Origin of the sequence: Nonomuraea sp. NPDC001636 (assembly GCF_040298265.1) — a bacterium.
Taxonomy (GTDB): domain Bacteria; phylum Actinomycetota; class Actinomycetes; order Streptosporangiales; family Streptosporangiaceae; genus Nonomuraea.
Window position 1 is genome coordinate 1 of record NZ_JBEOZT010000027.1, and the last position, 12,614, is coordinate 12,614.

Annotated in this window: 8 protein-coding genes; 4 read left to right on the plus strand and 4 right to left on the minus strand. The window is 72.2% G+C overall.

Annotation, left to right across the window (positions count from 1 at the left end; genetic code table 11):
* Positions 1–136: 136 nt before the first annotated feature.
* Complete coding sequence (locus ABT158_RS38215) at positions 137–997, minus strand: alpha/beta fold hydrolase (protein WP_352362110.1); 861 nt, start codon at positions 995–997, stop codon at positions 137–139.
* A 97-nt stretch (positions 998–1,094) separates the two neighbouring features.
* Here ABT158_RS38215 and ABT158_RS38220 point away from each other — a divergent pair, with 97 nt between their 5' ends.
* A complete protein-coding gene (locus tag ABT158_RS38220) occupies positions 1,095–1,616 on the plus strand; it encodes a CGNR zinc finger domain-containing protein (protein ID WP_352362112.1) in 522 nt (173 codons plus the stop codon).
* A 33-nt stretch (positions 1,617–1,649) separates the two neighbouring features.
* Here ABT158_RS38220 and ABT158_RS38225 read toward each other — a convergent pair whose 3' ends face one another.
* A complete protein-coding gene (locus tag ABT158_RS38225; protein ID WP_352362371.1) occupies positions 1,650–2,564 on the minus strand; it encodes an NADP-dependent oxidoreductase in 915 nt (304 codons plus the stop codon).
* 155 nt (positions 2,565–2,719) lie between these two features.
* On the opposite strand from ABT158_RS38225, the gene ABT158_RS38230 reads away from it, so the two are divergent.
* The 3 genes from ABT158_RS38230 to ABT158_RS38240 are packed head-to-tail and all read left to right on the plus strand — an operon-like array spanning position 2,720 to position 10,195.
* The gene (locus ABT158_RS38230; protein WP_352362114.1) at positions 2,720–3,271 is read left to right on the plus strand and encodes a hypothetical protein; all 552 of its coding nucleotides are present in this window, start codon (positions 2,720–2,722) and stop codon (positions 3,269–3,271) included.
* Positions 3,271–5,367, plus strand: coding sequence for a flotillin family protein (locus ABT158_RS38235; RefSeq protein WP_352362116.1), 2,097 nt, complete (start codon positions 3,271–3,273; stop codon positions 5,365–5,367). Before ABT158_RS38230 ends, ABT158_RS38235 begins: the two co-directional genes overlap by 1 nt.
* A gap of 1 nt (position 5,368) precedes the next feature.
* Entirely contained in the window at positions 5,369–10,195 is a 4,827-nt protein-coding gene (locus ABT158_RS38240; protein WP_352362118.1) for a DNA repair ATPase, read from the plus strand.
* Positions 10,196–10,273: 78 nt separating this feature from the next.
* Here ABT158_RS38240 and ABT158_RS38245 read toward each other — a convergent pair whose 3' ends face one another.
* Together ABT158_RS38245 and ABT158_RS38250 are read right to left on the minus strand one after the other, a co-directional pair.
* Positions 10,274–11,977, minus strand: coding sequence for an ABC-F family ATP-binding cassette domain-containing protein (locus tag ABT158_RS38245; RefSeq protein ID WP_352362120.1), 1,704 nt, complete (start codon positions 11,975–11,977; stop codon positions 10,274–10,276).
* A gap of 158 nt (positions 11,978–12,135) precedes the next feature.
* On the minus strand, positions 12,136–12,576 hold the full coding sequence (locus tag ABT158_RS38250) for a MarR family winged helix-turn-helix transcriptional regulator (RefSeq protein WP_352362122.1): 441 nt from the start codon (positions 12,574–12,576) through the stop codon (positions 12,136–12,138).
* Between the last annotated feature and the right edge of the window lie 38 nt (positions 12,577–12,614).

Sequence of the window (12,614 nt, forward strand, 5' to 3'; positions counted from 1 at the left end):
GGCCCGCCCCGCGCCCGTGGGGGGCGGGCGCGCGGCGGGAGCCCAGGGATCGGTGCGTGTGGACGGCCGCGGCGGACAGGCCGGGGCGGGCCGTGGTGTTCGCGCGGCGGCGGGGCTGTGTCATCGGAGGCTCCCGTCAGTCGGAGAGGCGGCGGAGGAAGTCGCGGACCAGCGCGGCGATCTGCCGGCCACGGGTCTCCAGGGCGAAGTGGCCGGCGTCGATGAGCTGGATCTCGGCGCGCCTGGTGTCCCGGTCGAAGGCGAGGGCGCCGTCGGGGCCGAAGATCTCGTCGTGCCGCCCCCACACGGCCAGCACCGGCGGCTGGTGCGTGCGCAGGTACTCCTGCCACTGCGGGTAGAGGCCCGGGTTGCGGCCGTAGTCCACGAAGAGGGCGAGCTGGACGGCGTGGTTGCCGGGCCGGTCGAGGCGGGCCTGGTCGAGGGCCGCCTTGTCGGGGTTGACCAGGGCGGCGTCGGGGACGCCGTGCGTGTACTGCCAGTGGGTGGCCTCGGGGGTGAGCAGGCCGAGCAGCGCGGAGGTGTTCTCCTCGGAGGGGTCGGCCCACGCCTTGCGCAGCGGCTCCCAGAACGGCGTCAGGCCCTCCTCGTACGCGTTGCCGTTCTGGGTGACGATGCCGGTGATGCGCTCCGGGTGCCGGACGGCGAGCCGGAAGCCGACGGGGGCGCCGTAGTCGTGCACGTAGAGCGCGTACCTGGTGACGCCCAGGGTGTCGAGGAGGCTGTCCACCACGTCGGCCAGGTGGTCGAAGCTGTACTCCCACTCGTCGGCCGCGGGGGCCGAGCTGTGCCCGAAGCCCGGGTAGTCGGGCGCGATCAGATGGAACTCGTCCGCCAGGTCGGCGATCAGCTCCTGGTAGGCCACCGACGAGGTCGGGAACCCGTGCAGCAGCACCAGCGTGGGCGCCGACGGGTCACCGGCCTCCCGGTAGAACACGTCGAGGCCGTCCACCACAGCGGTGCGGTACCGAACAGTCATCTCATCCTCCAGCTATAACCGGCTAAACCTGTTTTGCTGGTTAAGTGATAGCATGGCGATCGATAACCAGTCAAATCGCTTTGGGGGGTTAGAAGCTGTGAGGATACGGCCGCTTCGCGACGAGCCCATGGCGCTCGACCTGGTCGACACCGTCTGGGTGGAGCACGGCGCCCTGCTCGACCAGTTCGACGACCTGGACGGCGTGCGCTCCTGGCTCGGCGACCACGGCCTGCCGGGCGAGGACGATCTGGAACGGGTGCGCGACCGGCTCGTCCGGGCGCGGGACGCGCTGCGCGGCTCGCTCGAAGGGCGGGGGCACGACGCGCTCAACGCGGTGCTCGCCGAGGGCTCGACCAGGCCGCGGGTGGACGCCGACGGGCCGCGCGAGACCGTCGTGGTGAGCGACCCGGCCTGGGAGGCGGCCTGGACGACGGCCGCCGACTTCGTCCGGCTCCTGCGCGAACGTCCAGAACGGCTGCGCAAGTGCGCGAACCCGGCCTGCGTCCTGTGGTTCCTCGACGTGAGCAAGAACGGCAGCCGCAGGTGGTGCTCGATGGAGGTGTGCGGCAACCGCGCGAAGGCGGGCCGGTTCAACCAGCGCCACAAGAACGCCGTCTGAACCGGCCCGCCTGGAATGCGAGGGGCTGGGGGCTCAGTCCGTCACCAGGACGACCTTCCCCCGGCCGTGGCTGGTCTCGATCTCGCGGTGGGCGTCGGCCGCCTCCTCCAGCCGGTACGTCCGCCGTACCGGGAAGGCGAAGCGGCCCTCGGCGTACAGGGCGGCGTACCGGCCGAGCCGTTCGGCCGTGCGCTCGCCCTGGACGACCTTGACGCCCAGCTCGGCCGCCCGGCCGTGCTCGACCAGCGTGACGATGCGCCCGCGGTCGGCGACCAGGTCGAGCGAGACCTCCAGGGCGTGGCCGCCGGCGCCGTCGAGGGCCGCGTGCACGCCGCCGGGGGCGAGCGCGCGCACCCGGCCGGCGAGCCCGTCACCGTAGGCGACCGGGATCGCGCCGAGGTCGCGCAGGTGGTCGTGGTTGGCCTCGCGGGCGGTGCCGATCACCGTGGCGCCGCGCATGCGGGCGATCTGCACGGCCGCCGTGCCCACGGACCCGGCCGCGCCGTGCACGAGCAGCGTCTCGCCGGCGCCGACCGCCAGGGCGTCGAGGGCCAGCTCGGCCGTCTGCACGCCGGAGGTCAGCCCGCCGGCCACCTCCCAGGGCGTCCCGGCGGGCTTGGAGGCCACGTCGGCCGCCGGGACCGCGATGTACTCGGCGTAGGCGAACAGGCGCGAGAAGCCCAGCACCTCGTCCCCGGCCGACACCCCGGCGACCCCGTCGCCCACCTGGTCGACCACGCCGGCGAACTCGTTGCCCGGGATGCGCGGCCACGGCACGTCCCCCATGTACGGCGGCAGCCACCCCGCCCGTACGGCCGCGTCGAACGGCTGCACGCCGGCCGCCCGCACGCGGACGCGCACCTGTCCCGGGCCCGCCTGCGGCGCGGGCACCTCCATCACCTTCAGCACCTCGGGGCCGCCCGGCTCGGCGAACGCCGCCGCCCTCATCACGTCAGTCATGTCGTCGAGCGTGCTACCTCAACCGCCCTTGAGGTCAAGTCGGCTAACTTTCGATATGAAGTCGGGAACTTTCCGCTTTAGTCGCGCTTTATATGTATATAGTCCGTCAGGACACACCGGGGGATGGGGCAAACCGAGGGCTGATGACCGAGTTCTTCCACGCCGCTCTGAGCTTTCCGACCGTCATTTTCACTTTCCTCCTCGCGGCGGTTCTGGCTTATTGGCTGGCCGTCATCGCGGGCCTGCTGGACCTCGACCACGACGCGCCATGGCTGGGACTCGGGGGCGTCCCCGCCGGGATCGTCATCTCCCTGCTGGTCGCGGTCGCGTGGCTGCTGAGTCTGGTCGGCAGCCAGGTGCTGCCGGACGCCGCGCTGGCCGCCGTGCCCTTCGCCGCGGCGGCGGGCGGCTGGCTCGCCACGCGCGCCCTGGTCGGGCCGCTGCGCAGGGCTTTCCAGGACGGCGGGCAGCACTCGCGCGGCGACCTCGTGGGCCGCCCGTGCGTCATCCGCACCGGTGCCGCCACCCCCGACTTCGGCCAGGCCGAGGTCACCGCCGAGGACGGCTCGACCGCGGTCGTCCAGGTCCGGACGACCGGGCGGGACCGCCTGGGCCGCGGCGACAAAGCACTCATCTTCGAATACGACAAAGACGGCGAATTCTTCTGGGTCATGCCCTACGAAAGCGAGCTCTGATGGACGTCATCTCCACGGGCTTCGGCGTATTTCTCGCCGTCGTCCTGGTCATCGTGATTGGCCTGCTGGTCATCATCGGCCGCCTTTTCCGCAAGGTGGAACAGGGCAAGGCGCTGATCGTGTCGAAGGTCAACAAGGTGGACGTGACGTTCACCGGCGCCATCGTGCTGCCGGTCGTCCACAAGGCCGAGACCATGGACATCTCGGTGAAGACCATCGAGATCACGCGTACCGGCCGTGAGGGGCTGATCTGCCGGGACAACATCAGGGCCGACATCAAGATCACGTTCTTCGTCCGGGTGAACAAGACCGCCGAGGACGTCATCAAGGTCGCCCAGGCCATCGGCACCGCGCGGGCCAGCGACGAGAACACCCTCCAGGAGCTGTTCAGCGCCAAGTTCTCCGAGGCGCTGAAGACGGCCGGCAAGCAGCTCGACTTCGTCGACCTCTACACCAAGCGGGACGAGTTCCGCGACGAGATCATCCGGCTCATCGGCACCGACCTGAACGGCTACAGCCTCGAAGACGCCGCCATCGACTACCTGGAGCAGACCGCGCTCACCCAGCTCGACTCCAGCAACATCCTGGACGCGCAGGGCATCAGGAAGATCACCGAGCTGACCGCGCTGGAGCACGTACGGACCAACGAGTTCCAGCGGGCCGAGGAGAAGGAGATCACCCGCCAGAACGTGGACGCCCGCGAGGCCATCCTGGAGCTCCAGCGCCGCCAGGCCGACGCCGAGCTCAAGCAGCGCCGCGAGATCGAGACCGTCAAGGCCCGCGAGGAGGCGGAGATCGCCCGCGTGCAGGCCGAGGAGCGGCTGCGCGCGCAGACGGCCGGCATCAAGACCGACGAGCAGATCGGCGTGCAGCGCGAGAACCAGGCCCGCGAGGTGGCGGTCGCCGAGAAGAACCGCGAGCGGGTGATCGCGATCGAGAGCGAGCGCATAGAGAAGGACCGCCTGCTGGAGGTCATCGCCCGCGAGCGGGAGACCGAGCTGTCGCGCATCGCCAAGGACAAGGAGGTCGAGACCGAGAAGCGGTCGATCGCCGAGGTCATCAGGGAGCGCATCGCGGTCGACAAGACGGTGGCCGAGCAGGAGGAGAGCATCAAGCGGCTGCGCGTGGTCGAGGAGGCCGAGCGCACCCGTCAGCAGGTGATCATCGCGGCCGAGGCCGAGGCGCAGGAGAACCTGGTCAAGGACATCAAGGCGGCCGAGGCCGCGGAGGCGGCCTCGAAGTTCAAGGCCCGCGAGGAGCTGGTGCTGGCCGAGGCCCGGCAGCAGGCCGCCGAGCTGGAGGCGCGGGCCAAGATCCGGCTCGCGGAGGGCGTGCAGGCCGAGTCCGCCGCGGCCGGGCTGGCGCAGGTGCAGGTCAAGGAGCGCGACGCGGACGCCATCGAGAAGGTCGGCCGCGCCGAGGCCCTGTCCCTGGGCGAGCGGCTGCGGGCCGAGGCCGAGGGCGCGCGGGCCATGGCGCTGATCGAGGGCGACCGGCTCAAGGCGCAGGCCGCGGGCGAGCAGGCCATGGCGCTGGCCGGCGCCACCGCGATCGGCGAGAAGCTGAAGGCCGAGGCCGAGGGCCTGACCCAGAAGGCCGCCGCGATGGCCGCCCTGGACGAGGCCAGCCGGGGCCACGAGGAGTACCGCCTGCGCCTGGAGGCCGACAAGGAGATCCGGCTCAAGCACATCGACGTCACCCGCCAGGTGGCCGAGTCGCAGGCCAGCGTGCTGGCGGCGGGCCTGGCCAAGGCCAACATCGACATCGTCGGCGGCGACACGATGTTCTTCGACAAGGTGGTCGGCTCGATCACCGCGGGCAAGGCGGTGGACGGCTTCGTCGGCCACTCGAACGTGGCCGGGGCCCTCGCGGCGCCGTACCTCAACGGGACGGCCAGCCTGGCGGCGGACATCGCGAGCGTGGTCGGCGGGGTGCGCACCGAGGACATCAAGAACCTGACCGTCTCGGCCCTGCTCATGCGGCTCATCCAGGACGGCGGCCCGCAGTCGACGGCGCTCGGCGAGCTGCTGGAGACCGCGCGCCGGCTGGGCGTGGCCGACTCCCCCGTGGCCGCGCTGGCGGCGGCGAAGGGCTGACGTGAGCACCACCGAGCTGGAAGCCGGGACCTACGAGGTTCTGCGGAACCGTCTCCAGGCGCAGGCCAAGGCCCTCGCGGTGGCGGCGGAGGAGGTCAACGGGCAGCGGCTGCGCGTCTTCGGCGGCGCGGAGCTGCGCCTGCTCGGCACCGAGCGGATCAGGACCGAGAACAACTGCGTCCCGAGGGACATCGTCTCGCTGGGCGAGGTGATGTTGTTCGGCTACAACGTCTTCATCGGGCTCAAGCCGGAGACGACCGTGGCCGACGTGTTCGCCGTCCACCGCTTCACCAGGGACGGGGACGCGTTCACGTTCGAGACGGGGAAGCTGGAGACGCTGGAGGAGCCGGCGTTCAGGAAGGACTTCGCCGAGCTGTACCGGTACTACAAGGAGACCAGGCTCCAGCAGCTGCGCCGGGTCGAGGGCAAGCTGCTGGCGGTGTTCCGGACGGGCCCGGCGGACACGCGGGTGCTCAGGTGGACGGTCAGCAACGGCGGTGTCCCGAAATATCTGGACAACAGGGGGGAGCGGGACCACGTCTTCCCCCCGTCCCACGACTTCGAATGGACGCCGACCACCCGTGACGACCACGTGCTCGGCCGCCATCCGCACATCTCCATCGAGGGCGAGGTCTTCGTCGAGACGATCGGCGGCGACCTCACCATCAAGGTCGAGAACAACACCGAGACCGGCGCGGGCGTCTACTCCGAGCCGGTCACCGAACGCCTCCAGTCGCTGGCCGACGCCGACGTCGAGTACGCCAGGGTCGGACCGCTCGTCCTGATGCGGATCAGGCCGTACAAGGAGCCGGACTGGCGGCATCTGGTGTTCAACACCCGTACCAAGGCGGTGACCAGGCTCGACGGCATCGGCCAGTCCTGCCAGCGGCTGCCCGAGGACCAGGGGCTGATCTTCCCGGGCGGCTACTACCTGGCGACCGGGATCAGCAAGACCTTCGACACGGACGTGGCGGACCTGGAGTTCGAGCGGGTCGTGCGCTCCCCCAACGGCGAGGACGTCCTGTACGTCTTCCACGCCCGGGGCGACGGCCGCTCGTTGCTGCTGCCGTACAACGTGATCAGGAAGGAGGTGGCCAACCCCATCGTCTGCCACGGGTACTCCCTGTTCGACGACGGCACGATGGTGGTCTTCCGCGCCCTCTCCGAGGAGCCGACCCGGGTCCACCCGATGCAGGTGTGGCAGACGCCGTACGTGTCCGACACCTACGCCGCCGCCCAGCCCGCCGGGACCGGGCCCCTGGAGCGCATCGGCAACGCCGAGCTGGTGCGCGGCATCTCCGACTGCCTGTCCGTGGCCCGCATGGTCGAGGAGATGGCGGCGTCGGAGGCCACGTTCGAGGCGCTGATCGCCGCCTGCACCCGCGCCGCCGACTCCTACCACTGGCTCGGCGAGCACGGGCTCGCCGCGCCGCTCGCCGACGTGCGCGCCACCGCCGAGCAGGTGCTCGACGAGTACGAGAACGTCGAGCAGCTCACCCGCCAGGCCGCCGACACCCTGGCCGCGGCCGCCGAGGAGACCACCCACCTGGTACGCGCGGCCGCCGCCGACACCCCCGCCGGCGCCGACGCCTGGGTCACCACGCTGGCCGGCCTGCGCAGGCAGCAGGGCCGCCTGGTGACCCTGCGCGACGTCCGCTACCTGGACCTCACCCGCCTGGACGAGCTGTCCGCCGCCGTGACCGCGGAGCTGGCCGCGACCGGCCGGCGCGCGGTCGCCTTCCTGGAGGGCGCGGAGGCGTTCACCGCCTACCACGCGGCGGTCGAACGGCTGGCCGCCGACGCCGCCGCGATCGCGACCGTGGCCGAGGCCGCGCCCGTCGCCGACCGGCTGGCCGAGCAGGCGGAGGGCCTGGAGGTGGTGACGGAGGTCGTCGGCTCGCTGGAGATCGCCGACGCCACGGTCCGCACGTCGATCCTGGGCCGGATCGCCGAGGTGCTGGCCGGGGTGAACCGGGCGCGGGCCGTCCTGGACGGGCGGCGGCGCGAGCTGCTCGGCTCGGAGGGCCGCGCGGCCTTCGCCGCCGAGTTCGCCCTGTTCGGCCAGGCTGTGTCGGGCGCGCTGGCGATGGCCGACACGCCGGACAAGTGCGACGAGCAGCTCGGTCGCCTGATGCTCCAGGTGGAGAACCTGGAGGCGCGGTTCGGCGAGTTCGACGACTTCGCCACCCAGCTCGCGGGCAAGCGGGACGAGGTCTACGAGGCGTTCTCGGCCAGGAAGCAGACCCAGCTCGACGGCCTGGCCCGGCGGGCCGACCGGGTCTTCGCCTCGGCCGAGCGCATCCTGGGCAGCGTGACCAGGCGGCTGGCGTCGCTGGGCTCGATGGACGAGGTCAACACGTACTTCGCCACCGATCCGATGGTCGGCAGGGTCCGTACGGCGGCGGCCGAGCTGCGTTCCCTGGGCGACGCCGTCCGGGCCGAGGAGCTGGACGGCCGGGTCAAGGCGGCCCAGCAGGAGGCCGGCCGCGCCCTGCGGGACCGGCTGGACCTGTTCACCGACGGCGGCGAGACGCTGCGGCTCGGCCGTCACCTGTTCGCCGTCAACACCCAGCCGATCGACCTGACGCTGGTCCCGCACGACGGCGAGATGCACTTCGCGATCACCGGCACCGACTACCGCGCGCCCGTGCCGGCGTCGTTCGCCGACACGCGGCCGTTCTGGGAGCAGCTGCTGGTGTCGGAGACGCCGGAGATCTACCGGGCCGAGCACCTGGCCGCCTCGCTCCTGGACTCCGCAGAGCCCGGCGCTCCCCTGGCCGACCTGGTACGCCAGGCTGCCGAGCAGCGCTACGACGAGGGCTACGAGCGCGGAGTGCACGACCACGACGCGCTCCTCGTCCTGGAGAGCCTGGTCCGCCTGCGCGAGGGCGCCGGCCTGCTGCGCTACCCGCCCGAGGCCCGCGCGGCGGCGCAGCTCTTCTGGGCCTTCGGCACGGACGAGGTTTCACGTAAAACATTGGCCACCAGGGCCGCCTCCCTGGTCCGCGCCCGCGCGGTCTTCGGCCGGACGCCCGCCCTGGACGCGCTGGCCGCCGAGCTCGGCGCCCGGATCGCCGCCTTCTCCCCCGGCCAGGACACCGGGCAGGACACCGGGCAGGACACCGGGCAGAGCACGGCCGCGCTGGCCGGCGAGTACCTGGTCGAGGAGCTGGGCGCGACGCCGTCCGGCTTCGTGACCGGCAAGGCGGCGCGCGACCTCCTCGACGGCTTCCGGCAGGCGCTCGGCCCGGCCAGGACGCGCGAGTTCGAGGAGGAGCTGGCCGCGCTCCCCCTGCCCGAGCGGCTGCAGCTCGCCCACGCCTGGATCGGCGCCTACCGGCAGGGCCCCGAGGTGGCCGAGGCCGTCGCCGTGCTCCTGTGCGACCTGCCGCGCCACGACTCCGACGCAGCCGTAGAGGAGACCGTCGAGGGGCTGCTCGGCGCGCATCCGCGCGTGCAGGACCGCAGGCTGCGGGTCAGGCTCGACGAGCTGCTGACCAGGGCGCGCGCCTTCCGGCAGGACCGGGTCCCGGCCTACCGGGCCTACCAGCGCCGCCGCAACGAGCTGATCGAGCAGGAACGCCGCCGGTTGCGCCTGGAGGAGTACCGGCCCAAGGTCATGAGCGCGTTCGTCCGCAACCGGCTGCTGGACGAGGTCTACCTGCCGCTGATCGGCGACAACCTGGCCAAGCAGCTCGGCGCGGCGGGCGCGGGCAAGCGCACCGACCAGATGGGCCTGCTGCTGCTCATCTCGCCGCCCGGCTACGGCAAGACCACGCTGATGGAGTACGTCGCCAGCCGCCTCGGCCTGGTCTTCGTCAAGGTGAACGGCCCGGCGCTCGGCCACGGCGTCACCTCGCTCGACCCGGCCGACGCGCCCGACGCCACGGCCAGGCAGGAGGTCGAGAAGATCTCCTTCGCGCTGGAGAGCGGCAACAACACCCTGCTCTACCTGGACGACATCCAGCACACCTCGCCGGAGCTGCTGCAGAAGTTCATCTCGCTGTGCGACGCCCAGCGCCGCATCGAGGGCGTCTGGAACGGCCGGACCCGCACATACGACCTGCGCGGGAAGCGCTTCGCGGTGTGCATGGCGGGCAACCCGTACACCGAGTCCGGGCAGCGCTTCCGCATCCCGGACATGCTGGCCAACCGCGCCGACGTGTGGAACCTGGGCGACGTGCTCTCCGGCAGGGACGAGCTGTTCGCGCTGAGCTACGTGGACAACGCGCTGACCTCCAACCCGGTGCTCGCCCCCCTCTCGGGCCGCGACCGGGCCGACGTCGAGCTCCTGGTACGCCTGGCCAAGGGCGACCCGGCCGTCCGCCCCGACCAGCTGCGGCACCCGTACGGCAAGGCCGAGCTGGAGCAGGTGCTCGGCGTGCTGGGCAAGCTGGTGCGGGCGCAGGAGGTGGTGCTGGCCAACAACGCGGCCTACATCGCGTCGGCGTCCCAGGCGGAGGCGTCCAGGACCGAGCCGCCGTACCGGTTGCAGGGGTCGTACCGGAACATGAACAAGCTGGCCGAGCGCATCGTGCCCGCCATGAACGACGAGGAGCTTGAGGCGGTGATCGACGACCACTACCTGGGCGAGGCGCAGACCCTCACCCAGGACGCCGAGGCCAACCTGCTCAAGCTGGCCGAGCTGCGCGGCCGCCTCACCCCCGCCCAGGCGGCGCGCTGGGCGGAGATCAAGGCGGCCTTCCTGCGGGCCAGGGCGCTCGGCGGCTCCGGCGACGACCCGATGACCAGGGCCGTGGGCGCCCTCGGCCTCCTCGCCGACCGGGTGAGCGAGGTGGGCACGGCCATCAGGGAGTCGGACCGCTGACCGCAGCGGGCCCGCCCCCTGAGCGCAGCGGGCCCGGCCGTCAGCGGGCCCGAACCCTGAGCAGGGCGGGCCCGGCTGTCAGCGGGTCCGCTCGCTGGGCGGGGCGGGTGCGAGCTCCAGGTGGGTGCCGGTGAACGCGGCGCGCAGGCGGCGGTCGTGGGTGACGACCACCAGCGCGCCCTCGTAGTGCGCCAGCGCCTCCTCAAGCTGCTCCACCAGCATCGGCGACAGGTGGTTGGTCGGCTCGTCGAGCAGCAGCAGGTCCACCGGTTCGGTGACCAGGCGGGCCAGCTCGACCCGGCGGCGCTGTCCGTACGAGAGGTCGGCCAGCCGCCGACGCAGGTCGTCCGGCCGGAACAGGCCCAGGCCGAGCAGCCGGTCGGCGTGCTCGTCGGGGCTGCCCGTCCGTCCCTCGGCGAAGGCCGCGAGGACGGTACGGTCCAGCCGGGCCGCCCGTTCCTCCTGGCGCAGCAGACCGGCCCGTCCGGTCCGGCGTACGGTCCCCTCGTCGGGACGCAGCTCGCCGGCCAGCACCCGCATGAGCGTGGTCTTGCCCGCGCCGTTCGGCCCGGTGACGAGCAGCCGCTCCCCCCGCCGTACGGCGAGCCCGTCGATCCACAGCCGCCCGGCCACCCGCACCCCGTCGAGCACGACCACCATGGACCGCGGCCCCACCCCGCCCGCATCGGCCACGCCCTGAAGGCGTTCCGGCAGACGCACATCAGCCGGGACGACCACGTCGGGATGTTCCGGGAGAAGCACGTCGGCGGGAAGCGGGGTGGTGATGGCGGCGGTGAAGCGGAGCGGCACCGGGGGCGGCGGCACCGCGTGCTCTTCGAGCCATCGCATCCGCGCCCGCGACTGCCGGACGCGCCCGGCGGCGCCGTGCGTACGCGACCGCGCCCGCCACGCGCCGGTGCCCATCCCGGCCTGGACCATCCCGCGCGGGATGGCCGCCAGCCGCCCCGCGTTGGCCGCCACCAGCCCGGCGTGCCGGGCCAGCTCGGACCGCCACTCCTCGTGGGCCCGCACGTGCGCGGCCCGTTCGGCGGCCTTGGCCGCGAGGTAGCCCGAGTAGCCGTCGCCGTAGCGGCGCACCCGCCCGTCGGAGACCTCCAGGATCATCGTGGTGACCCGGTCGAGGAACGCGCGGTCGTGGCTGATCGCGACGACCGTGCCGCGGTGCTCGCGCAGGTGCTGTTCGAGCCAGGCGACGGCCTGGTCGTCCAGGTCGTTGGTCGGCTCGTCGAGCAGCAGCAGCTCCGGCGCGGCGGCCAGCGTGGCGGCCAGGGCGAGCCTGGACCGCTCGCCGCCCGACATCGTCGCGACCGGGCGGTCCCGGTCGAGGCCGGGCAGGCCCAGTCCGTGCAGCGCGACGTCCACCCGGGTGTCGGCCTCGTAGCCGCCGCGCGCCTCGAACTCGGCGACGGCGGCGGCGTAGGCGTCCAGGTCGGTGCCGGCGAGCGCGCGCATGCGCGCCTCGATCTCGCGCAGCTCGGCCAGGGCCAGGTCGACGACGTCGGCCACGGTGGCGTGCGGCGGCAGCTCCAGCGACTGCGGCAGGTGCCCCACGCCGCCGGGCGCGACCACGGTCAGCTCGCCGTTGTCCGGACGCTCGACGCCCGCCATGAGCCTGAGCAGCGTGGACTTGCCCGAGCCGTTGTCGCCGATCACCCCGGCCTTCTCGCCGGGCCGGACGGTGAGCGACACCCGGTCCAGGACGATTCGGGTGTCGTAACGCTTGGTGATCTCGTTCAGTGCCAATTGGGCAGCGGTACGCATAGAGGCTCCACCTCCTTGTCTCAACGCGGATATGACCGGTACGAGGCGCGGCGGAGCGGTCGGCTCAACGCGTGCGCGCCTCGGGCGTGAGAATCACAGGAAGCAGTAACCCATATCGGCGGACACCATAGCCCATAAGCGGGATTGTGTACAGCCCCTTATTCGGCGCGCAGCGACGTGGTGGCCTCCCGCTGCAGGGCGGTGGACCGCCGGAGGAAGTCGACGATCAGGGCCAGCTCGTCGTCGGTGTAGCGGTCGTACAGGCCGGACATGGCGGCCACGAACGGCTCGAACAGCTCGCCGAAGCCGGCCAGCCGCTCCCAGTTGATCTCGACGATGACCCGGCGCCGGTCTTTGGTGTCGCGCACCCGGCGGACCAGCCATTTGGCCTCCAGCCGGTCGATCAGCCCGCTGACGGAGGCCGGGGCGAGGCCCGTGTGCTGGGACAGCTCTCCGGCGGTCAGCGGCCCGAGGCGCTGGAGCAGGTCGAGCGTCTTCTCCTCGGTCATCCCCAGACCCAGCCGCTCGCCCATGGCGCTGTGGTACATGACCGCGGCGTTGCTGCTCTCCCGGCCCGCCTCGACCAGTTCGTCCAACAATTTCTTTCGATGCTCCGAAATATCCCTGGACATCCCGC

Excerpts from the sequence above, each read along its gene's own strand:
- ABT158_RS38215 (WP_352362110.1), bottom strand. The coding sequence starts at position 997 with ATGACTGTTCGGTACCGCACCGCTGTGGTGGACGGCCTCGACGTGTTC.
- ABT158_RS38225 (WP_352362371.1), bottom strand. The coding sequence starts at position 2,564 with ATGAGGGCGGCGGCGTTCGCCGAGCCGGGCGGCCCCGAGGTGCTGAAG.
- ABT158_RS38230 (WP_352362114.1), top strand. The coding sequence starts at position 2,720 with ATGACCGAGTTCTTCCACGCCGCTCTGAGCTTTCCGACCGTCATTTTC.
- ABT158_RS38235 (WP_352362116.1), top strand. The coding sequence starts at position 3,271 with ATGGACGTCATCTCCACGGGCTTCGGCGTATTTCTCGCCGTCGTCCTG.
- ABT158_RS38245 (WP_352362120.1), bottom strand. The coding sequence starts at position 11,977 with ATGCGTACCGCTGCCCAATTGGCACTGAACGAGATCACCAAGCGTTAC.